This is a genomic window from Levilactobacillus cerevisiae (genome assembly GCF_003946245.1).
Taxonomy (GTDB): domain Bacteria; phylum Bacillota; class Bacilli; order Lactobacillales; family Lactobacillaceae; genus Levilactobacillus; species Levilactobacillus cerevisiae.
Genome location: NZ_RHNN01000002.1, coordinates 46043 through 67465 on the forward strand (window position 1 = coordinate 46043; position 21423 = coordinate 67465).

Consider the following 21423-nt stretch of genomic DNA (forward strand, 5'->3'; position numbering starts at 1 on the left):
GTTGATTTAGCTGATGTAACTCAACGACACGAAGGAGTGTAAAATTCATGGCAGTAGATTACGATTCCAAGTCATACTTGGAAAAAGTTGACGCATGGTGGCGTGCCACTACGTACCTTTCCGGTGGTATGATCTTCCTGAAGAGCAACCCATTGTTCTCAGTAACGAATACCCCGCTTCAAAAAGACGACGTTAAGGTTAAGCCTATCGGACACTGGGGTACTATCTCAGGACAAACTTTCCTGTACGCCCATGCCAACCGTTTAATCAACAAGTACGGCTTGAACATGTTCTATATCGGTGGTCCCGGTCACGGTGGCCAAGTTATGGTAACAAACTCTTACCTGGACGGCACCTACACGGATGCTTATCCTGAAATTACTCAGGACCTCGAAGGGATGTCACGTCTGTACAAGCGGTTCTCATTCCCTGGTGGAATTGGTTCCCACATGACTGCCCAAACGCCAGGTTCCCTTCACGAAGGTGGAGAACTTGGTTACTCTCTGTCACATGCTACCGGTGCCGTTTTAGATAACCCAGACCAAATTGCCTTTACGGTTGTTGGTGATGGGGAAGTTGAAACTGGCCCAGCTATGACTGCATGGCACTCCATCAAGTTCTTGAACCCTAAGAACGATGGTGCCGTATTACCAATCCTTGACTTAAACGGGTTCAAGATTTCTAACCCAACGTTGTTCTCACGGATGAGCGATGACAAGATTGCTAAGTTCTTCGAAGGCTTAGGCTGGTCACCACGTTTCCTTGAAAACGACGATATCCATGACTACATGACTTACCACGAAAAGGCTGCGAAGTTGTTTGACCAAGCAATTGCTGACATCAAGCAAATTCAAAAAGACGCTCGCGAAAACGGCAAGTACGAAGACGGTGAAGTTGCCGCTTGGCCAGTTGTTATCGCTCGTCTGCCTAAAGGTTGGGGCGGTCCTCAAAAGAACCCAGCCGGCGAACCTATCGAAGGTTCCTTCCGTGCTCACCAAGTTCCACTTGGCTTAGCACAAGGTAAGCTTGACGAATTACCAGAATTCGAAGCTTGGATGAACTCATACAAGCCAACCGAATTATTCAATGCTGATGGTTCATTGAAGGCAGAAGTCGCTGACTTCGCTCCTAAGGGCGACAAGCGGATGGCTGCTAACCCAGTTGCCAATGGTGGCCGTGCACGTGGCGAAAAGCCAGAAACGCTCGACTTACCTAACTGGAAAGACTACGCTAACGACATCAACGCTTCTAACCGTGGGACGAACTTGCCAAATGGCAACCAAAACATGGACATGAACGTTCTGTCAACCTTCTTTGCTGGCGTTGCCACGAAGAACCCAACGTCATTCCGGATATTCGGACCTGACGAAACCATGTCTAACCGTCTTTGGGAAATGTTCAAGATTACCAACCGTCAATGGATGAGTAAGGTCAAAGAACCAAATGACCAATACGAAGCCCCAGAAGGCCGTATCTTGGATGCCCAATTATCAGAACACCAAGCTGAAGGTTGGCTTGAAGGTTACACCTTAACTGGTCGTACCGGTGTGTTCACTTCTTACGAATCATTCTTGCGGGTTGTCGACTCAATGACGACGCAACACTTCAAGTGGATCCGTCAGGCTGCTGCTGAACCATGGCGTAATGATTACCCATCATTGAACCTGGTTTCAACTTCAACCGTATTCCAACAAGACCATAACGGTTACACCCACCAAGACCCAGGTATGCTGACCCACTTGTCCGAAAAGAAGTCTGACTTCATTCGCCAATACCTGCCAGCAGATGCTAACTCACTCTTGGCTGTCTTTGACCGGGCCTTCAACGACCGTCAAAAGTTGAACCATATCGTTGCTTCTAAGCAACCTCGTCAACAATGGTTCTCCGTTGCCGAAGCTGAAGAACTGGCTAACACCGGTTTGAAGACTATCGACTGGGCTTCCACTGTTGCTGAAGGTGAAGATGCTGATATCGTCTTCGCTTCTGCCGGTGTTGAACCAACCATCGAAACGTTGGCTACTGTTGACTTGATCAACGAAGCTTTCCCAGCTGTTAAGATGCGTTACGTCAACATCGTTGAATTGGAACGTCTTCAAAAGAAGAACGGGCCTTTGAACGACGAACGTGCCTTGAGCGATGCTGAATTCAGCTCATTCTTCGGCGAATCCGGGACTCCTGTTGTCTTTGGTTTCCACGGTTACGAAGACTTGATCGAATCATTCTTCTACGAACGTCAACACTTAGGCTTGCACGTTCATGGTTACCGTGAAGACGGTGATATCACGACTGCTTACGACATGCGTGTATACTCCGAACTTGACCGTTTCCACCAAGCCAAGGATGCCGTTAACACCTTGATCGCTAAGGGTGTAATTGACGAAGCTGCCGGTAAGGCCTTCGACAAGAAGATGGATGACATCTTAGCTAAGCACATGAAGATTACCCGTGACGAAGGTCGCGATATCGAAGAATTCACTAAGTGGCAATGGACCCCATTGAAGAAGTAATTTCTTCAATCTGAATTTTTCAAAAGAGGATTACTCCCAATTTGGGGGTAGTCCTCTTTTTTAGTCGGTGAGCTTTATCAGTTGCTTATACGTACAGCTAACAGTACAGTAATTTTAGAAAGGGGCGGAGTAGTATGGATGCTGTTTCTTATTCCGTTTTTCGGCGGAACTTAAAGACTTACCTGCGACAAGTTAATGAGGATGCCACAACTCTATTAATTACTAATCGGGATACTGGCGATGATACAGCGGTCTTAATGTCAAAGAGAGATTACGATAGTATGACTGAAACGATGGAAATTTTGAGCAACCCGGCTTTGATGGCTAAAATTCGTCGCGGTCAAGCACAGATTACAGCCGGAAAAACAACTCGGCACGAGCTGTTTGATCCAGAGGATTAAGGCATGGACTGATGACGCATGGGAAGATTATATGTCCTGGTATGAACAGAATGACAGACAGACGTTTAAATGAATAAAATGGATGAAGCTCAGCTGGCCATGATCATCGATGCTAGGCTTGTTAAAGGTTGTTACCTGTGGCTGCCAGAGATTCCGGTTAAGGCTGTTCTTCAACATGGTGGATTGATGGGATTCATCGCTGAACAGATACCACGTCTAGGCAACGCTACTGTCATTCCATTAGAGGCCATGATAAAACCCGGCCACTCTGGATAATCCAGGACGACCGGGTTACATAATATTATTTGTTTAGGCGATTAACCCAGCGTTGATGTTAGTAATCTCGGTTCCGTCCATATGGAAAATACTGGTTAGAATCAATCGGAACTGGGGACGACAAGGGTAGCCGCAGGGAGGGTGAAATGAGCCAAGCCGTGGGAATTCCCTTAGCGATGGGCTATGTCGCTTAGGGAATTGCTATCTTTGAGACTCGGCTCATGAGGCTCAAAGTAAGCGCGGAGACCGTTCCTTGGCTCCGGGCGTGCGCCCACAGCGGTCCGGTCTCATTTTCACCCTCCCGGAGGCGGTGCCGATGGTGGCTCACAGTCCCTTGGCAATCAGATGCCAAAGCCGATTGAAGCGCGCCTCATAGTCTGGTTCATTCCAAGTGTCCTTGAAGGCGGGCAACGCAAAGACGGCGAAGGCAGACAGAATGGCTTCGGCGCGCTCGTAATTGGCATCGTGGTAACCCATAATGGCTTCCACGGCCTGGTAGGCGCTGGTGAGGACGTGGCGGAGGGCAGCGGGGTTGTTGTCAACGTAACGGGTATTGAGCGCAAACATCTTGGGATCGGCGTTAGACGCCCATTTTTTTGCGTTGACGAAGGCCCACAGCCAGTTGTGCAGCTGTTCCGTTGGTGTCCCCATGGATCGGGCCTGAATTTGGTCGATGATGGTGCGCTGGAACCAAGCCGTGGCCACCGCCTCCCACAGGGCCTGCTTGTTTGTAAAATGCTTATAAATGGCGGCGTGCGTCATGCCTAACTCCTGGGCAATCTGCCCCAGGGTGACTTCCGGCTGGTCGTTTTGCACAATCAGAGCTTCAGCAACGCTGATGATTTTTTCACGGGTATTATTCGCCATGCGTTCTCCTTTGGTTCACTTAATTTGATGAGTTCAGTGTAACACAAAAGGTTGGCTAAGTTACTTTATTTGACTTTTGTTACCAAATATATTAGTCTAATCAGGAAGTTACAAAACAAATAAAAAGTAACCTAAAATCACTCAGGAGGCATCAGCCATGCAAGCAGCCCAATTAACCAAGTACGCCAAGGATTTCAAGCTCGTCATCAACGATATTCCCGTTCCCCAACCGGGCCCGACCGAGGTACTGGTCAAGGTGCGGGTCGCCGCCGTCAATCCGTTAGAACAATTGATTGGCACCGGGAGCGTCAAGCTGATTCAGGACTACGCCATGCCCGTGACCATGGGCAATGAGATTGCCGGCGTGGTGGCTGCGGTGGGCGCGAGCGTCACGGACTTTTCCATAGAAGACGCGGTGTATGCGCGCTTGGCGTTGCCGAAAATGGTTGGCTTCGCTGAATACGTGGTCGTTGACCAACAGGACTTGGCACCGATGCCGACAACCTTGGATTTTGCCCACAGTGCGGCAGTCCCCCTGACCGGCTTAACGGCGTACCAGGGCCTGCATGAAGAATTGCACGCCCACCCCGGGCAGAGCGTCCTGATTCCTGGTGGCTCGGGGTCGTTTGGCCAGCTGGCGATTCCATTGGCGCAGGCGTTGGGGTTGAAGGTCTTCGTCAGTGGCAATGCGCGTTCCCGCGAGGCCGTCATGCGGTTGGGCGCCACCCAGTATTTTGATTACCGCCAGGAAAACTACTGGGAAGCGATGGCACCCGTGGACTACGTGATCGATACGGTTGGCCCTAAAGAGTTGACGCACGAGTTGCAGGTCCTGAAGCCCGGTGGCAAGCTGTTGTCGTTGAAAATGGGGCCGAACCGGCAGTTTGCCAAAGACCACGATTTACCGTGGTGGAAGACAGCGCTCTTCTCTCTAGTGGGCCGCCGCCTCGACGCCCAGGTCAAGCAAGCTGGCGGGCAGTACCGGTTTATCTTTGTTCGCAGTGACGGCCAGCAATTACGCGCCGTGACGAAAATAGTTGAACAGGAACACCTGGTGCCGGCGCTTGACCCGACCGTGTTCAAGTTAACCGACGTGAATGCCGCTCTGGACCTGGTGGCGACTGGCCATCCGCAGGGGAAAGTACTGATTCAGTTTGCGGACTGAGTTGACATATTACAGTTATATTATTTTTTTATGAATTTCATTTGAGTTTAGTCTAAAAATGCCGTCAAATCACGAAAACGTTGATTTGACGGCATTTTTAGACTGTCCACGATTTTATTTCTCTTTTGATTTTGTTGATATTCATATGTAAAGAGGTGTGTAATTATGGAAAGTCGAAGAAATAGAAGATTGAAAATGGAAAACGAACATTTACTGGATTTGACAGATAAAATAATAATTTCGATAATCACAGGTCTCATTTGCTCAATAATCGAATCACTATTTTAATAATGACCTCCCATCCTCATCAAATTATTTGATGAGGATTCTTTTAAAGTTAGTGTGTTGAAATAGGCTGAATCTAGAGTGAAAAACACAAATAGAACACTGATGATACCTAGTAAATGAAAAGGGTAGCCACGAAGCACAGTGTCGCCTATCGTCATGTTTGTATATACAGTTACGAGTTTTTTGAGGGGAGCCTCGTGCGGAAACCTTAGGCTTTGGTAAAGCAATGCAAGCAAAAAAGAAAAACATGTTAGAATAAAAATATCATGAAGAATTAAAGGGGCGGACGACCGTGAAAATAACCATTTTGTTAGTCGAGGACGAAGAAGGACTGCGCACGCTGCTGAGTGCCGAATTAGGCTTCGAGGATTACACCGTGATTCCCTGTGCCAGTGGGGAAGAGGCGCTGACCCAGTTTGCTGAACACCAGAGTGACATCTCGTTGATTATTTTGGACTGGATGTTACCGGGTATTGATGGTCTCGGCGTGCTCCGTAAGATTCGGCGGCATTACGACGTGCCCGTGATCATGATGACCGCGCGGAACTACGTCGGGGACAAGGTGTCTGGCCTGGACGCCGGCGCCGATGACTACATTACCAAGCCATTTGACACAGAAGAACTGCTGGCCCGGATCCGCGTGATTCTGCGTCGCAACGTGGTCAAAAACAGCAATGACAAAATGTTTCGGGTGGGCGCCCTGGCGCTGGATACCAAGACGCGCCAAGTGTTCGCGGCCGACGTCGAGATCCAACTCACCCAGCGGGAATTCGACTTACTCCTAACGTTCATGCAGCATCCCGGTGAGGTCATGACTCGTGACGACCTGCTCGACGCCGTTTTGGGCACTAATTTTGACGGGCAAATCAATATTGTGGACGTGTACGTCCGGTACCTCCGCAACAAACTCAAGGAAAGTGTGGCCAGCCAAATGATCCAAACGATTCGCGGCGTGGGCTACAAACTAGGCGATGGCGATGAAGAAAACGCTCTTTAATACCAGTGCGGCGCGGATCACGCGGGTGTATGCGCTCCTCTTGATGGGCATCACCGTCATTTTGAGCTGCGTCATCATGTCCGTCGTCGGGCTGAAACAGTTTCAGGTACAACGTCAACAGGCTCTGGGCATCGTGCGCGGGTTAAAACGCAGCTTCATTGCCAATCAAAATGACTGGTACTGGTGGCGGATGGGCAGTTGGGCCGACACCAAGTCAACCTTCATTCGCATCAGCGTGGACAAGTCCGGCAAGGCCAACCGCTATCTGTACTCGCCGAATGCCAAGGCCTTTCTGGCTACCAAGTCGCGGGGCACCGTTCACCGGTTGACCCACAACATTCATTACCTGGAAAATACCGGGCTGTACTACCACGTCCGGGCGTCCGACGTCTCGACCAGCGCCAAGGACCCGACCGTCCGTTATGATGTATGGATGAAACTAAACGGCGTCACCAACCTGTTGTGGCTGTTGATCCGCTTGATTTTGCTGATATCACTGGCTTTTCTGTTGCTGGGGACCTGGTTCATTTACCTGCTGGCGCGAAAATTAAACCAGCCGCTGGTGGAGTTGACCGGGACCACCAAGACCATCAACGCCGACATTTCAGAAAATTATCAGCGGCAACTGCCCGTCCCGGCTTCACCCCAGGAAGTTCACGACTTAACCGTGGAATTTAACCTCCTATTGCATTCGCTGAGTGAGCAGGAACAGGCCGACCGGCGTTTCGTCGCCAACGCTTCGCACGAGTTGAAGACGCCCATCGCCACGATTCGCGGGTACGTGTCCATGGTCAATCGTCGGGGGGACGCCCATCCCGAGGTGATTCCGACCGCGCTGGCATTCATCGACAAGGAATCGGAGCGGATGCAGCGATTGGTGGAAAGCCTGCTGACGTTATCGCGGGCCAATCAACTCGAGTTGACGACCTCCGCGGTAGACTTAAGCACAATCATCACCGACACCGCCATCAGTTACGGTGAGTCGATGGGCCGAGAAATCCAGTTAGAAGTGCAACACCACGTCATCGCGCAGGCCAATCAGGACAGCGTTGAACAGGTCCTGACCAGTCTCTTAAATAATGCGCAGAAATATTCACCGGCCGACACGCCAATTACCGTCAAACTGGCGGCCGTGGGCAAGACCTTAACGCTGGCCGTCGCCGACCAAGGCATTGGCGTACCCGATGCCGAGAAGGACGTCATCTTTGGTCGCTTCTACCGGACTAGTAGCGTCCGCAACACTGTGGCGGGCAACGGCTTAGGTCTGGCCATCGTCCACCAGCTGGTCACCCTGAGTCACGGCCAGATTGTCGTCAAGGACAACCAGCCGCAGGGTAGCATTTTCGAAGTCATTTTACCCCGCCAATAGCCTTTCTGAGAAATTCTCAGACCGAACTCTTTTTAAAGTGATAGCGGCTCTTCTGTTAACCGTGTAGAATGAATTTCAGTTAATCAGGAAGCAAATTCTTGATTAAAGCACCACGTGACAGTCTGCCGGGGAACGGCCATTGGTCGGGCAGAGGTGCGCTATGGCTAAGGAGTATTGGGGTTAGCAGAATAGAAGTTAAACTGGTTATTGGACAAATGGTTATCGGAGTAAAAAACAGCATTTCGTTGGTTGTCGTGGGGACGGCGGCCAGCACCGAGAGGGGGAAGTCGTGTGAGTCGTAAATTAAGTATTCGGGGGATGCGCTACGAAGACGTGCCCGCGTTGGCAAAAATCGTGGGCCGGCTGTGGCGGTTTGATCCCACGGATGACAAACGCAATGAATTAGCAGCGCGCGTGTACCTGCGAACCTGCATGACGCAACAGAATTACGTTCGTGTGGCCGTTTGGGACGACCAGGTGGTGGGGACCATCTTGGCGGATACCAAGTACCGTAAGAAGGAACGGTCGTATGATCTGTGGCAGTTGTTGGTGGCCAAGGCGGCTTTAGCCGTTCGGCCGGGGGGCCGGCAACTGTTGAAGCAGCTTAGCGAGCGTAGTGAAATTGACGAACACCTCTTGGCAAGCTTACAGCGGCGCGATTTCTTGGGGGAAATCGTCCTGCTGATGGTCGACCCAGAATATCAAAATCTGGGGATTGGCCGCCAACTAGTCCAAACGGTTGCTGAGTATTGGGATGCAGCGCCGGTGGATAAGGTGTACCTGTTCACGGCCACACCGGGGTTAGGCCGTTTCTACCAACAACAGGGCTTTAAGGAAAATCAGCACGAACAGGTAGACTGGCAGGGCGCTGACCAACAGCGCCAGTTGGCCGGTTACCTGTACACGGGCCACGTCAGCGATCTCAGATCGGCGGCGGAGCACCACTTGTTGATTGACTGAGGTTTACTGGTTGGCTTGAGGTTAAACGGCTGTCGGTATTGTTGGATACCTGCCGGCTTGCCGTTCGCCACATTTAGGCCGGAACGCTGTGGGTAGGACGGCCCAAGCCGAAGAGCGGTCTTGAACCTCGTCTGTGAACCGCCAAGACCGCGTTTCACAGACGCCATTTTCCAAGTTAACCCACATGGAAAATCCCACGGCTGAGCCTAAATGTGGCTCGCTCACGCCTACATTGTTGAGGCCAATGACAGCCGTTTAAGTCGTTAAGGGCCAAAGCAAGATTGATGTACGCCAATCTCATGGGTTGGCGTACAGCCACAGATAGGCGCTTAGCAAGTGACTGTGTAAGGTGATTCACAACAGCCGGCGAATGGGCTTGAGTTCGCTGACATAAAGTATTTTCTTCCAAACAAACATGCGAGACTAGCTAAGTGACGGCTGGTCTTTTTTTGCGTTGGTGAAAGTGTTGGCAAGACAGCTCCATTGGAAAGTCTCACAGCGGCGTCTAGAATCGGTTCACTCGCGCCTAGACAGTGGCCAAATGTTGCCAGGCCAGCGATGTTCACCTCAATGTCGTGTTAGAAATCAATCCTAACCGGAGGAGGACAGAGATGGAGGTAGCTGTGTCGACGGTGTTAGCTGGTGAACCAGCTTACAGCGTGGGACGCGTTTGAAGACTGTCGGTTCTGGACAGGCTTCAAACCGAGCCGGAGGACCGCCCCTCAGGCCGCAGGCGTTCCCCACAGCAGCCGGAATCTCTGGCAGCCGCAGGTGGCAAGTTAGTTCAATTTAGTGGCATCGATCCGTGTCAGCTGGGTTTGCTTACAAATGTAGTTAATAACTAAACCCAATCCGCTATAGAAATTGTTTACATAATTCAGCACTTAGCCCTTTCTGGTAATAGTTTTCTCAGCGGAAGTGGCTTAATATAGGGCACATACAACGAAGTGGTGTCCCACCGGTAGGCTATCGTAGCCAGAAAACAACCGGTTGCACCGGGACTAATCGGCGACGATTAATTCCTCAATAAATGATAAAGACCAGGGCCAATGGTGGTTCCTGGCTATTCACGCAAACTTAAAAGAAGAGGGTTACAAATGACTTGGTCTCATTGGCAAGTACCACCATTTATCACGAGTGTCTTCTTTGTCCTCGGCGTCCTAACGCTGTACTGGGTCTCGTACAATTGGCTGGCTTCCCTGGCGCAAAAGCACCATCTGAAAATTTCAGACGAAGAAATCAACACCTGGTATGGGATTATTTATATGTTTGTCTTTGCCTTTGGCATTCAGACGTTGGTCATCGGGCAAAGTGACTCCTGGGAGTTCATGAACTTTCAGCTGATTGCGGTCATTTTCGTCGCGTATTTTTTAAATATCCACTTACCGTACTGGCTATTTTTCCCGATTCTCATTCTGTACATGACCTTTAACGGGTCGCTGGGGTACTGGCAATCCTGGGGTCACGCGGTCACGCTGATGACGTTCTTCGTGGTGCTCAATGTTATTCGGGTGAAGTTTCACAATCATCGGTTGGCACCAGTCATGTATTTGCTGGTCGGCATCCCGTTCGGTGGCCTGTTGTGGCTGTGGATGAAATTGAAATTTAATTTCACGTGGATGACGCTGGGGCAGGAATGGATCTACTTGATCATCTTCGAAATCCTGCTCTACGTCTACGTTTCCATGTTGACGCACGACGTCGAATTAAAAAGTCGCTTGGCGAAATTTGCCAGTCACGATGCGCTGACCAAGGTGGAAAACTTTGCGGCGTACACCGATGCCATGGAGTACTTGTTTGAGGAACACGAGAGCAGTCGCCGCCCCCTGGCCATGATGATGTTTGACATTGACCATTTTAAACAGATCAACGACACCTACGGCCATTCTGCCGGGGACGCCGTTTTGAAAGAGGTTGCGGACACAGTCCAGACGGTGCTAGCGGCCAACGATGCTACCGTGAAATTGTATCGGACCGGTGGTGAGGAATTTAATATTCTTTTCCCGGGGTATGACTTAACGGAGACCAAGCAAATCGTCAATCAAATCTTTGTTGCGGTTAACCATTTGGCCGTGCACTCCGCCAAGACTGTGATCAACGTGACGATTTCTGTTGGGGTTTCTGGGGCTACGGGGGATGACCAGTCGCCGATCGATTTCTACAACCGTGTCGACCACAACCTCTACCACTCCAAGCGCAACGGCCGGATGCAGGTTACTGTGGCCTAGTTTATACTTGCTTAGTGATTGTTAGATTGTGGATGACTGGCCGCCTGCGGCTTCCAGGTACTACGCCTGCTGTGGGGTCGGTTCCAGCCGGAGGGCGGGCTTCCACCTCAACTTTGAGCCGCAAAGTTCTTGCGTCTCAAAGGTTGTCCCAGGCTGTAAGGCCGAGAAAATCGCTCGGTCTAACACCCTCGACACAGCTGGCTCCGTACCTGGCTTCCTCCGGCTCCTGGTTGCTTTCTGACTAGAAGTTGGTTTCGGGGCGCCGTAACCTGCCGCAGTTGATCGTTGGTTTGTGGCTGGCACGGTAGGCCATTCGAGTCGTTAGGTTGGGTGGATGAGCCCCTGGCAACGGCCCCATTAAAATTACTGTAGACCCAAAATACTGAGTACCCAATCGTGTTGGGGCTCAGTATTTTTGTGCTATGCTTAATTTTAATTGGGAACGACGCAACGCTGTAGTCTGCGTTCTCCTATTCAAATTGGAGTGAGTAGTTTGCGAAAATTATTAATGAAAACAGCCTTGTCTGTTGGCGCCTACGTGGCGGTTAAACGAACGCCGTACTTGAATAGTTTTGTCTTTGGCAACTTGCCAAAATTCGCAGCGACCCGGTCCGTGGTAAATCCCCAATCGCCGCTTTATGGCAAGCGAATCGCCTTTCTCGGGTCGTCCATTACCTATGATGCCGCGGCTCATGGCGATTCTTTCGTCGATTTTCTGGTTGCCCAGGACGGGGTGATTGCGACTAAAGAAGCCGTCAGCGGGACGACCTTAGCTGGCACTGGGCCCAAGACCTATGTCAGTCGGCTGCGGCAAAATATTCCCGTCGACCAGCCACTGGATCTCTTCGTGTGCCAGTTGTCGACCAACGACGGCCGGCAGGGAATCCCGCTGGGTGAGCGGACGCCCGCCAATCAACGGGATGGGTTCGATGCGACCACAACGCTGGGCGCAATCGAGGATATTCTGGCGTACGTGCATCAGCGGTGGCAAGTGCCGGTCGTCTTTTACACCTGCCTGCGCAAGCCAGATTCAGACTACGCCGAGTTAGTGGCTCAGCTAAAATTATTACAAGCAAAATGGGGCTTTCACCTCATCAATCTATGGCAGGACCCGGTTGTCCACGCAGAGAACCAAGCCCAGCCACTAGCCATGTTTGACGACGCTCACCCAACGCGCTTAGGCTACCGAAATATCTGGACGCCTATTTTCCGCCAGGCGTTGACGCAGGTCTTGCCGTAGCACGTGGTGAAGTGTATTGGAAATGTTATAAGAAATGCCAGCGTTCAGTGGCTATCTGGTGCGCAACGGGCTAAACGACCCGACAGTCAGAAAGATAATCAAGAGCCGGAGGAAGCCAGGACGGAGCCGGCTGTGTCGGTGGTGTTAGACCGAGTGAACTTGGCTCGGCCTTACAGCACGGGACAACCTTTGAGACGCGAACTTCGGCTCAAAGTTGAGGTGGAAGCCCGTCCTATGGCTGGAACCGGCCCCACAGCAGGCGCAGTCCTGGAAGCCGCAGGCGGCCAATTTACCACTACCAGAACTATCCATTTAAATCCAGAGCACACAGAAAACCCGGCTAAGTCCATACGGAGGCTTAACCGGGTTTAAGGCGCCATTCAATAAATGTGTAGGGGATTACAACGTCAGCGTTTGAACGGCGCGGGACTTGCTAGGCTGTTAAGAAAGAAACATCACGACCCAGCGAGGCCCGGATGATGGCACGGGCCGTCTCCAGGTCGGCCTGGTTAATCAGCACCACGGCAGGACCGCCAGTAGTATTTTGCAGCTTGACCGGGTGATGTTGCGTCCCGGCCTGTTGGATGAGTTGATTCAAGTCATTAGTTGATGCATTCAGTGTATTTTTCATGAGGAAAACCTCCAATTGTAAGTTTGCTTTTAGTTGGTGTCAGTCAAAAGTGAAATACAGGATAGCAGCTCTCTCTGAAGCAGATGCCTTATCCTTATAACGTATAATAGCCGCTTTCGGCCAGGGGTGCACTGGGGTTTTCCTGAACTTTTACTGATAAATTCTCAGATAAGGAGATAGTGGCAAATGAATCACCGGTGACTAGCGGTTTGGATGCCGTGGAAGTTTATCAATGTCATGGCAACGACAGGCAGCGGGTTCCGCTTAACACTGCTAACCAAACAATCCAAGCCCGGGATTCTTCGGTTAGCACCGTTAATGCTCGCCAGCTAACCGCCTGTTGTCGCACTCTTTTTAACTAGGTGCCACCGACAAGGTCCAGGTGACGACGCTCTGGTAGTCGCCCGCCGTGACCAGTGGTGCCTGGCCCAGCACGAGCTGGCTATTGCTGACGTCAAAGTCCTGGCCGTCGTAGTCGCTGGAGGTGTAAATCTTAGTGGCCTCGTTGTTGGTCGGCACGGTTTCGTCCAGGCGCGCGTTCGGGTCATAAATGTCGAGGTCGACCGTGCCCAAGTGGCCGTCCGTCCCATCGCCGTTCAGGGTGAAGGGGGCCACACTGGCCGTCAGCGTCCAATCACCACCGGTCTCCCGGCTATCGGTGACGGTCAGTTCACCATTGTTGTTGCCATCGTAGGCGCTACCGTTGGTGGTGACATCCATATTTTCCAGGGTCATTTCGCTCTGGTTCAAGGTCTCCACATCGATGTCGCCAAAATTGAAGTTCGGCACGGCTGTTAACGCCAGCAGGCCGCTCTTTTCAACGGTTAGGCGCGCGGCGTTGGTGTTGACGGTCTTGGTACTACCGTTGACCGTGTAACTCAGTTCGGCGTAGTAGGAAGTCCCGTTGTCGCCAGCCACCGTAGGATTATTAATGGTATAGCTGGTATCCGTCGAGTTCAGTGCGGTCGTATTGCCGTCCGCATCGACCTGGTACCAATTTGCTACACTCACACCGTCTGGTAAATCATTCAGGGTAAACGTGGCCGCTTTGCCCTCGACCGTTGAAACGTCTTGTAGCCCCCCAATCGCAATTCTCACGGAGTCGCTGTGACCGTTGACGCTCCCGGTAATGGTGACGATGCCGTGGTCGTTCGCGGTGCCACTGGTGTTGTCAGAGGCCACATCAGCGGCAATCACGTTCCCATATTCATCAACGTAGGCCAAATCCGGATTGCTACTGGTCCAGGTAATCGGGTCGGTCGCGGTGCTTGGCGTCAAATCGGCGTGAACCGTCGTAGCTTCGCCGTTATACAGGGCGTCTGAATCAGTCGTGACTTTAATGCCAGTCGCTGGCACCCGTTTTGGCAAGACGTCTACGGTCGCAATCCGTGACCACTCACTGTGGAAGAGGCCGACACCGGTAAAGTCATATTCAACTTGAAAATAGATGGGCGTTTCCGTCGTGACGGTTGGCGCGGTGAAGGTAAACGTATTGCCGCTAGTGCCGACCGTGTTGTACGTGTCCCCGCCATCCGTGGACTCCCACCAGACTAATTTCCGACTGCCAAAGGGGTTCGTGATGGCTTCCAAAATGTTCCGGGTGCCCTTCGCGCTTAGCGTAACGGTTTGGCCCGAGAACGTGTTGGAATCGATGGGTTGTTGCGTGAAGCCACCGGCGAGGTTAATGCCCATGATGGACGAAGGGGGGGACGTCGGTGTCTGGGGCGCACTAGCTGCCGCTTCGGCCGGCACACAGAAGCTGAGCCAAGCCAGGAAAGCCAGTAACCCCACGAGTCCAAATTTAAGTTGTCGTTGCCACTTGCGCATCTCCAACACCCCCAAACTCACACATCATTGTTTTGATCATGGTGATCATCTGTTTCATCGTTTGCATTATCATCAATTTCGTCTTCGTCTTCATCGTCGTCACGGTTCCGCCGGGTGCCTAACCAGTAGGCTGCCAGCGCTAACAGGATGGCCAATAACAGGAAGAGTAAGAGCCACAGCCACCAGTAATTTGGCTGCTTGTCCGACTTAATCAGGGAATTGTGCTCGGCCGTTTGTGACCGGGTGAGGGTAAACGTGCCACTGAAGTTCCAAACCCGTTTACCACTGGTCACGTCGAGCTTGAGCGTGTATTTGCCGGCAGTGAGTTTTTTTCTACCCAGAGGAATGCTGTAATTGAACCAGCTGTTGGGCGCCATCGAGCCGTTCTTCAGCGACTTGGTGGCAATTTGTTTGCCCGTGCTGTTCTGCATGACTCGCGCGTTGATTTGCAGGTCACCGAACAGGGCGGGGGTCAGGTTGCGGATCTTGCCAAAGGCGACGGGCAAGGTGTCCGGTTGTTTCACGCCCACACCACCGAATTTCAAATCGGTGCGAAAGGTTTGACCGGTCCGGCACTGTAGCGCAACGGCGGTCACCTCGGCGTACCGATTGTTCAGGCGAAAGTCAGAGCCCGGTTCACGGTCGCCAGTTGCCGTGGGATCCGTCACAAATAAACCACCGAGGACTTCACCAGAGAAGCCGGTCGTTGGAATCACGGTGCGGAAGGTCACGGTTTTGCCTTGGCGTGGTGCCAGGCTCACACTGACGGATCCGCTGGTCATTTTTGTAAACGTGGTCTGCGCCGACGGATCCGTCCGATTCGACGGAATGTAGACGGCGTTGCCACTGTCAGAGGTCGTGGCGTTGACCGGAATCACCTGCAACGTCCGCCGCTTATTGCTGGGATTGGTCACGGATAACCGCAACGTCTGGGTTGTCCCTGGCGTGACTTTCAAGTCAAAGTAGCCGGCTTTTTTACTCAGCTGGTTTTTAGGTAGTAGGGGCGTCGCAGCGAAGTTCTTCGGCAGTTGCGCGGCACTGGCCATTGCGCCACTGCCACCTAAGACCCCGGCAAGTAGGACGCAGGCTACCAGCCAACCCATTTTCCATTTAAATTTCATACTACTCAGCCCCCACTTTCACTTATTTTTGAGTCCGTTCACTACCAATGCAAATAACCCAAGTAATGGCCGCATTGGTGTGAGGAGTTCGTCATTTACTGGTTCAGCACATCAAGTGTCGACCAAGGCGGTTGGGCACCTTGGCCCGACCGTGGGGACTGACGTGATCAGTCGCTCACGGTCGGGGAGATACCTAACCGCCGACGATGCTCACCCGTTATGTTGCGGGCGTCGTGGCTGCTGGGGCATTTTGCAAAGCCCAGTAGAGTGTGGCGTCGTAAGTGCCGGCGACAATGTTGGATTGCTTACCGATTGCCAAGTTGCTGCTGGCCGCGGTCGTGGCACTGTTCGTCCCTTGACCGGTGTTAGCAGCGGCATCCCAGAGCGTTTGGGGACTGGTGATCCAGCCGTTCGTTACCGTGGACTGAGTTAATTTCAAATCGTTAGGTACAGCCGTCGCGGTGTTATCCATCGTGCCGGTTGTCTGGTTCAGTGACAAGGTAGCGTCCGTAATGGTCGCCTTCGTGCTCGACGTAAATGGACTCATCCCAACGGTCAATGACCACCCGGAGTTGTCCCCCCGGAAGTCAGTCACGTTGAGGGCTCCCTCGTTGTTGCCGTCGTAAGCGGTTCCAGCGGTGGGTGCCCCAGTCGTGACGTTTAACGTCGTGGTCGGGCCAGTGGCGATATCCTTAACCGTCGTGCTGCCTAACATAATGTTGGGTACCTGGTTCAGGCTCAGCGCACCAGCCGTTACCGTAAATTCGGCGTCGCTAGTAGCTTGGGCATTGCCCGTGCTGTCCGCGACGTAGCCATCGGAAACGGTCGTCAGGTTACTGCTGGCGGTCCCAGGACCGGATGCCAGTGCAACTGCGGGGACCATTGTCAATGCCACCAAGGCAACGGCCGCGGTGCCGGTTACACCGCGCATTAATTTCGTGATACGCATAATATTTCCTCCCATCTGTTTGCTTCAGCTCAGGGGAACCCACATGGCCTGCGGTGAAATGGGTCACCGGTAAAAATAGGGGATGGCGCAAGTTTCGCCGCGTGGTATCAGCTAAGTTAAGTTGGCATTATCTGAAAAACCAAACAAAATCAATCAGCTATAAAAAGTTATCTATTTTGGTGGCAACTGTATGGTAGCAGTATTTCGTTAATGAGTGATATCCAAACACAATGATTGCCTACGTGGCTGTCCTAACTGGTAACCGTGAACTTGTCTGGCTGGTGTTTTGGCAGATTTCGTCACCAGCGTTTATGGGCAGAAAAAATAAGCTCACCAATCCCTTCGATTAGTAAGCTTATTTATGGTTGATCCGTTTACTTTGTGTTTGTGTTGTTGTCAGCGCCTCCGGGCTGGTGAAAACTGGGCCGGAACGCTGTGGGCGGGCGCCTGGAGCCTAAGGGCGGTCTCCAGGCTTACTTTGAGTCGCTGAAGTGCGCGTCTCAAAGATACCAATTGCCTAAGCGGCCAAGCCCTCGCCGCTAAGGCAATTCCCACGGCTTAGCCCATTTTCACCAGCCCTGCGGCTGACACTGGTTCGGGACGGACGGCTCAACCACAGCGCTGTGGTGGTGTTTTTTTGGCAACAGAGTTGTGGGAACGTGTGCCATTACCTCGGGGGTGGTGAAATCCGTGTTGGTCCGCTGTAGGTTGATACGTGGAGTCTAAACCGTTGTGGCATTCCGTTCCCGGCGGCGAGTCAAGGTGCCCTGCTGTGGGGCCGGCTCCAGCCTGAGGGGCGGTCTTCCACCTCGACACAGCTGGGCACCTTGACTCGCCTCTGGTCACTTGACATGGATGTTCTCGGCTTCAATGGGTGGTAACTGTCGTTGGCTCATTTTCACCAGCCCTGCGGCTGACACTGGTTCGGGGCGGACGGCTCAACCACAATGCTGTGGTGGTATTTTTTGGCCACTGAGATTGTGGACTGTACGACCATTTCAGCGGTGGGGTTGGGATTGCTCCAGCCTAAGCCTCATCCTCTAGCCGTTGCATTAGCGTGACGTCGTTTAAAATATCTTGAAGCGTAATCTTGGCCATTTTGGCCTCTGCCGCCGCTTGGATTTCGTTGTAGTAGTTGGTGAGCACCTTGGGGACCGTTTTGCCTACCGGGCATTTTTGGGACGTGTGGGCGTCTACGTTTAGGAGTGGGCCTTGGCTTGGCAACGTTGCGTAGATGTCGCGGAGGGTGATTTCTGCTGGGGTTTTGGCTAGGGCCAGTTGTGTCGGTCCGTGGGTCGGGGCTAGGAGGTTGCTGCGTTTTAAATTGGCCATGATTTTGCGGACCAGGCTCGGGGACGTTTCCAGACTGCTGGCGATTTCCTGGCTGGTCAGCTTGTTGCCTTTGAAATAGGCGATGTAGACCAGGACGTGGATGGTGTCGCTAAATTGTGTGTTCGCCATGTTTTTTGGCGCCTCCTTCACTGTTTTGGGATTGTGTTAGTTCATGAGATTGTGTTGGGCTGGTGCCTCCAGGCCGTTCAAAATAGGACCGGAACGCTGGGGCGGACGCCTAAAGCCTGAGAGGCGGTCTTTAGGCTCGCTTTGAACCGAGTAGTTCACTCGTTTCAAAGTCGCCATTTACATCAGGACATGGTTCTTGTCCTGATGTAAATCCCCCGGCTTGGCCTATTTTGAACGGCCTTGCGGCGGATACTTGCGTGTTATGGCAACTGTTGTGGGAGATGAATCCGGTGCCGGTTTGTGGGATGTTGCCAGCATCACTGCTGGTGCTTCCAGGCCGTTCAAAATAGGATCGGAACGCTGGGGGTAGGACGCCTAAAGCCTGGGAAGCGGTCTTTAGGCTCGCTTTGAACCGAGTAGTTCACTCGTTTCAAAGTCGCCATTTACATCAGGACATGGTTCTTGTCCTGATGTAAATCCCCCGGCTTGACCCATTTAAATCGCCCTTGCGGCGGATGCTTGCGCGTTGTGGCAACCGTTGTGGGAAATGAATCTGGCGCCTGTTTGTGGGGGTGGTCGTTGCTGGGGTGATTGCTGACGAGGTAGAAGGTATTAATTTAATGATGACCTGTCCAAACTGTCAGTTTTTCCAGAGAAAACAATTAATCCCATCGTTCACTTCTGTATTATATTCTATAACACTTTGAGAGAAAAATCAGGTAAAACCGTTTGATAAAATTAAATTAAGCGAATTCATTGACATTTTTCTTAAATAGTCGTATCTTAAAAGTGTACTTAAAAATAATACAAAATAAATAAAAATACATCAGGGGGTCTGCATTATGGCAGCAATTACAATTTTTGGTAAAGGTAACATGGGTCAAGCAATCGGTGACGTTTTCACTCAGGGTGGCAACCAGGTCAGTTTTATTGATTCCGGTGACGCCGTTGAAAATCTTGGGAGCATTGTCGTTCTGGCCGTTCCTTACAATGCCGCTTTGAGCATTGCCAAGGCCAACCAGGCCGCCTTAGCTGGCAAGGTGGTTATCGACATCACCAACCCACTTAATTTTGACACCTGGGACGAATTAGTCGTTCCCGCTGACAGTTCTGCGGCTGCACAAATCGCTGCGCTCTTGCCAGATTCAAAGGTGGTTAAGGCCTTCAACACCACCTTTGCCGCCACCTTACAGAGTCGCAAGGTCAGCGACCAAGCTCAAACGACCGTGATGGCCGCTGGGGATGACGCCGCTGCTAAGCAGGAATTGGCTGACGCCTTGACCGACAGTGGCGTGGCCTTCGTTGACGCTGGTGCCTTGAAGCGCGCCCGTGAACTTGAGAGCTTTGGCTTCTTGCAAATGACTTTAGCGGCCAGCGAAAAGATTGGCTGGACCGGCAGCTTTGGCGTTTTGAAGTAAGCTTAACGTGATCGGCAGATTATAGAAGAGATGTGTGACTGAGAAAGAGAGTGGGACAAAAGGCGGTTAGCTGGGGAGCATTAAGGCTGATAGCCGGATAATCCCGGGTTTGGATTATTTGGCTATCAGTTTTAAGCGGAGCCAGCTGCCTTTTGTCGCACGTTTCAACAATATAGTGTTGGAGATACAAGGTGAGTCTGGGGTTTTGTCCCAGACTTTTTTTGCACCAAGATTGAATCGGCAAGCGTGATTTAACCTGATAGCCTGCGTATACTGTTGCTAGAATAGGAGGTGGCTTTGTGCCCAGAGAGAATCGAAAACGTTCGTCCGATAGGGAGCAAGACGCAGTTCCACAGACCGAGCAAACTGGTGACGAAATCGGTTTAGACGTCACGGCAACAGAACAATTACACCGGGCGATTCAGGAAAAAATTGCCGCCGGAAGAGTACGAACCATTCATTCTAGTCAAGAATTCAAGGAATGGTTACTGGACGATGAGGACTAATGATTGCGCAAATTTTATATTTTAATCGCAAATAAAAAGGCTTCAGAGTCTAACCCATCCTCATTTGGTAGGAAAGCTCTGAAGCCTTTTAACAATTAAAAATTAGTCCACAACAATCAACGACTTAATCGCTTCACGCTTCGTCATAGCTTGGTAGGCGTCGTCAATGGCGTCCAGCTTGAATGACTTGGTGAAGACCTTGCCGGGGTGGATGTCACCGTCGAGCACGGCCTTCAACAGGGAATCCTTGTCGTAAGTCGTGACGGAGGCGGGGCCACCGGCGATGATAGTGTTGCTGTAGAAGGAACTGCTCATGTCCATCTTAGGTTCATGGGGCAAACCAACCCGGCCCACGATGGCACCTGGCCGGCCAACCTTCATGGCCGTGTCGTTAGACTGTTCCGTCCCGACACATTCGAGGACCGCGTCGGCACCGGAATTGTTGGTGAGCGCCATAACTTTGGCAACCGCGTCGTCACCCCGTTCGGCAACGATATCGGTCGCACCAAATTCAGTGGCCAGCTTTTGCCGGTCTTCGTGACGACTCATGGCAATGATCCGCTTGGCACCACGCATTTGCGCGGCGATGACACCACAGAGACCCACGGCACCGTCACCGACGACGACCACGGTATCCCCAGCAGAAACGTTGGCGACCCGCGCGGCGTGGTAACCGGTAGCCATGACGTCAGCTAACGTCAACAGGGACTTCAGCATTTCTTCACTGTAGTCTTCGGGCTTGCCAGGAATCTTGACCAGGGCCCACTCGCCGTGTTGGAAACGAATGTATTCGGCTTGAACGCCATTACTGAAATTGTCGGTATGGTTCTGGCAGTCGCCGTCAAAGCCGGCACGACAAGCGGCACAGTGGCCACAACCGTGAGTGAAGGGGGCAATGACGAAATCACCGGGTTGGACCGTGGTGATGTCACTGCCGACGGATTCGACGATCCCGATGGCTTCGTGGCCGGTGTTTTCGGAATGCTTTTCCTTATCTTCTAAGCCACGGTAGGCCCAGAGGTCGGAGCCACAGACACAGGTCCGAACAACGTGAATAATTACATCATCGGGTGCCTGTACCGTCGGCTTCTCGATGTCTTCAATGGCAACTTTTCCGGGTTCCATAAACATAGTGGTCTTCATAAGCTAATTCCTCCTAAACATATCTGAGTAAATTTTAAGCGTTTACACGGGGAATGTAAAGTAAGTGAA

The 21423-nt window shown here is 51.9% G+C and carries 18 protein-coding genes; 11 read left to right on the forward strand and 7 right to left on the reverse strand.

Translation table 11 applies throughout. The features are described from left to right. The first annotated feature begins 47 nt into the window (after window positions 1-47). From EKM99_RS01045 to EKM99_RS01060, 3 genes are all read left to right on the forward strand, one after another. Window positions 48-2507, forward strand: coding sequence for a phosphoketolase family protein (locus EKM99_RS01045; protein ID WP_125580045.1), 2460 nt, complete (start codon window positions 48-50; stop codon window positions 2505-2507). A 134-nt stretch (window positions 2508-2641) separates the two neighbouring features. Then, window positions 2642-2908 (forward strand): type II toxin-antitoxin system Phd/YefM family antitoxin, encoded by a 267-nt coding sequence (locus EKM99_RS01050; RefSeq protein WP_125580047.1) that lies wholly within the window; start codon window positions 2642-2644, stop codon window positions 2906-2908. A gap of 69 nt (window positions 2909-2977) precedes the next feature. After that, the gene (locus EKM99_RS01060) at window positions 2978-3184 is read left to right on the forward strand and encodes a hypothetical protein (RefSeq protein ID WP_125580049.1); all 207 of its coding nucleotides are present in this window, start codon (window positions 2978-2980) and stop codon (window positions 3182-3184) included. Window positions 3185-3508: 324 nt separating this feature from the next. Here EKM99_RS01060 and EKM99_RS01065 read toward each other — a convergent pair whose 3' ends face one another. Continuing rightward, complete coding sequence (locus EKM99_RS01065; protein WP_125580051.1) at window positions 3509-4051, reverse strand: TetR/AcrR family transcriptional regulator; 543 nt, start codon at window positions 4049-4051, stop codon at window positions 3509-3511. 157 nt (window positions 4052-4208) lie between these two features. On the opposite strand from EKM99_RS01065, the gene EKM99_RS01070 reads away from it, so the two are divergent. The 6 genes from EKM99_RS01070 (at window position 4209) to EKM99_RS01095 (ending at window position 12298) form a co-directional block, all read left to right on the forward strand. Continuing rightward, window positions 4209-5216 carry an NADP-dependent oxidoreductase gene (locus tag EKM99_RS01070; protein ID WP_125580053.1) on the forward strand — a complete coding sequence of 336 codons (1008 nt, stop codon included), beginning with the start codon at window positions 4209-4211 and terminating at the stop codon, window positions 5214-5216. A 580-nt stretch (window positions 5217-5796) separates the two neighbouring features. Beyond that, on the forward strand, window positions 5797-6501 hold the full coding sequence (locus EKM99_RS01075; protein ID WP_125580055.1) for a response regulator transcription factor: 705 nt from the start codon (window positions 5797-5799) through the stop codon (window positions 6499-6501). Next, window positions 6482-7870, forward strand: a complete 1389-nt coding sequence (locus tag EKM99_RS01080) for a sensor histidine kinase (protein WP_164511472.1) — start codon at window positions 6482-6484, stop codon at window positions 7868-7870. Before EKM99_RS01075 ends, EKM99_RS01080 begins: the two co-directional genes overlap by 20 nt. A gap of 291 nt (window positions 7871-8161) precedes the next feature. Then, window positions 8162-8830, forward strand: coding sequence for a GNAT family N-acetyltransferase (locus tag EKM99_RS01085; protein ID WP_125580059.1), 669 nt, complete (start codon window positions 8162-8164; stop codon window positions 8828-8830). A 1097-nt stretch (window positions 8831-9927) separates the two neighbouring features. Beyond that, window positions 9928-11058 carry a GGDEF domain-containing protein gene (locus tag EKM99_RS01090; protein ID WP_125580061.1) on the forward strand — a complete coding sequence of 377 codons (1131 nt, stop codon included), beginning with the start codon at window positions 9928-9930 and terminating at the stop codon, window positions 11056-11058. A gap of 484 nt (window positions 11059-11542) precedes the next feature. Further along, window positions 11543-12298, forward strand: coding sequence for an SGNH/GDSL hydrolase family protein (locus tag EKM99_RS01095; protein ID WP_225419743.1), 756 nt, complete (start codon window positions 11543-11545; stop codon window positions 12296-12298). 433 nt (window positions 12299-12731) lie between these two features. Here the strand turns inward: EKM99_RS01095 and EKM99_RS01100 are convergent, their stop codons facing one another. From EKM99_RS01100 to EKM99_RS01120, 5 genes are all read right to left on the reverse strand, one after another. Continuing rightward, window positions 12732-12929 (reverse strand): hypothetical protein, encoded by a 198-nt coding sequence (locus EKM99_RS01100; protein WP_125580063.1) that lies wholly within the window; start codon window positions 12927-12929, stop codon window positions 12732-12734. 354 nt (window positions 12930-13283) lie between these two features. Beyond that, complete coding sequence (locus EKM99_RS01105; RefSeq protein WP_125580065.1) at window positions 13284-14756, reverse strand: Ig-like domain-containing protein; 1473 nt, start codon at window positions 14754-14756, stop codon at window positions 13284-13286. 17 nt (window positions 14757-14773) lie between these two features. Then, entirely contained in the window at window positions 14774-15877 is a 1104-nt protein-coding gene (locus EKM99_RS01110; RefSeq protein WP_125580067.1) for a DUF916 and DUF3324 domain-containing protein, read from the reverse strand. 217 nt (window positions 15878-16094) lie between these two features. After that, window positions 16095-16826, reverse strand: a complete 732-nt coding sequence (locus tag EKM99_RS01115) for a WxL domain-containing protein (RefSeq protein ID WP_125580069.1) — start codon at window positions 16824-16826, stop codon at window positions 16095-16097. Between the two features lie 1026 nt (window positions 16827-17852). Beyond that, window positions 17853-18287, reverse strand: coding sequence for an Rrf2 family transcriptional regulator (locus tag EKM99_RS01120; RefSeq protein ID WP_125580071.1), 435 nt, complete (start codon window positions 18285-18287; stop codon window positions 17853-17855). A gap of 842 nt (window positions 18288-19129) precedes the next feature. On the opposite strand from EKM99_RS01120, the gene EKM99_RS01125 reads away from it, so the two are divergent. Continuing rightward, window positions 19130-19705 (forward strand): NADPH-dependent F420 reductase, encoded by a 576-nt coding sequence (locus EKM99_RS01125; RefSeq protein ID WP_125580073.1) that lies wholly within the window; start codon window positions 19130-19132, stop codon window positions 19703-19705. A 299-nt stretch (window positions 19706-20004) separates the two neighbouring features. Then, a complete protein-coding gene (locus tag EKM99_RS01130) occupies window positions 20005-20211 on the forward strand; it encodes a hypothetical protein (RefSeq protein WP_125580074.1) in 207 nt (68 codons plus the stop codon). A 102-nt stretch (window positions 20212-20313) separates the two neighbouring features. Here EKM99_RS01130 and EKM99_RS01135 read toward each other — a convergent pair whose 3' ends face one another. Beyond that, window positions 20314-21354, reverse strand: a complete 1041-nt coding sequence (locus tag EKM99_RS01135; RefSeq protein WP_125580076.1) for a zinc-binding dehydrogenase — start codon at window positions 21352-21354, stop codon at window positions 20314-20316. Window positions 21355-21423 lie beyond the last annotated feature (69 nt).

Bases quoted from the DNA above. Each gene is read 5' to 3' on its own strand.
- EKM99_RS01110 (WP_125580067.1), bottom strand. From the start codon at position 15,877: ATGAAATTTAAATGGAAAATGGGTTGGCTGGTAGCCTGCGTCCTACTT.
- EKM99_RS01115 (WP_125580069.1), bottom strand. From the start codon at position 16,826: ATGCGTATCACGAAATTAATGCGCGGTGTAACCGGCACCGCGGCCGTT.
- EKM99_RS01050 (WP_125580047.1), top strand. From the start codon at position 2,642: ATGGATGCTGTTTCTTATTCCGTTTTTCGGCGGAACTTAAAGACTTAC.
- EKM99_RS01090 (WP_125580061.1), top strand. From the start codon at position 9,928: ATGACTTGGTCTCATTGGCAAGTACCACCATTTATCACGAGTGTCTTC.
- EKM99_RS01080 (WP_164511472.1), top strand. From the start codon at position 6,482: ATGAAGAAAACGCTCTTTAATACCAGTGCGGCGCGGATCACGCGGGTG.
- EKM99_RS01065 (WP_125580051.1), bottom strand. From the start codon at position 4,051: ATGGCGAATAATACCCGTGAAAAAATCATCAGCGTTGCTGAAGCTCTG.
- EKM99_RS01125 (WP_125580073.1), top strand. From the start codon at position 19,130: ATGGCAGCAATTACAATTTTTGGTAAAGGTAACATGGGTCAAGCAATC.
- EKM99_RS01135 (WP_125580076.1), bottom strand. From the start codon at position 21,354: ATGAAGACCACTATGTTTATGGAACCCGGAAAAGTTGCCATTGAAGAC.
- EKM99_RS01060 (WP_125580049.1), top strand. From the start codon at position 2,978: ATGAATAAAATGGATGAAGCTCAGCTGGCCATGATCATCGATGCTAGG.
- EKM99_RS01120 (WP_125580071.1), bottom strand. From the start codon at position 18,287: ATGGCGAACACACAATTTAGCGACACCATCCACGTCCTGGTCTACATC.
- EKM99_RS01105 (WP_125580065.1), bottom strand. From the start codon at position 14,756: ATGCGCAAGTGGCAACGACAACTTAAATTTGGACTCGTGGGGTTACTG.
- EKM99_RS01070 (WP_125580053.1), top strand. From the start codon at position 4,209: ATGCAAGCAGCCCAATTAACCAAGTACGCCAAGGATTTCAAGCTCGTC.
- EKM99_RS01100 (WP_125580063.1), bottom strand. From the start codon at position 12,929: ATGAAAAATACACTGAATGCATCAACTAATGACTTGAATCAACTCATC.
- EKM99_RS01045 (WP_125580045.1), top strand. From the start codon at position 48: ATGGCAGTAGATTACGATTCCAAGTCATACTTGGAAAAAGTTGACGCA.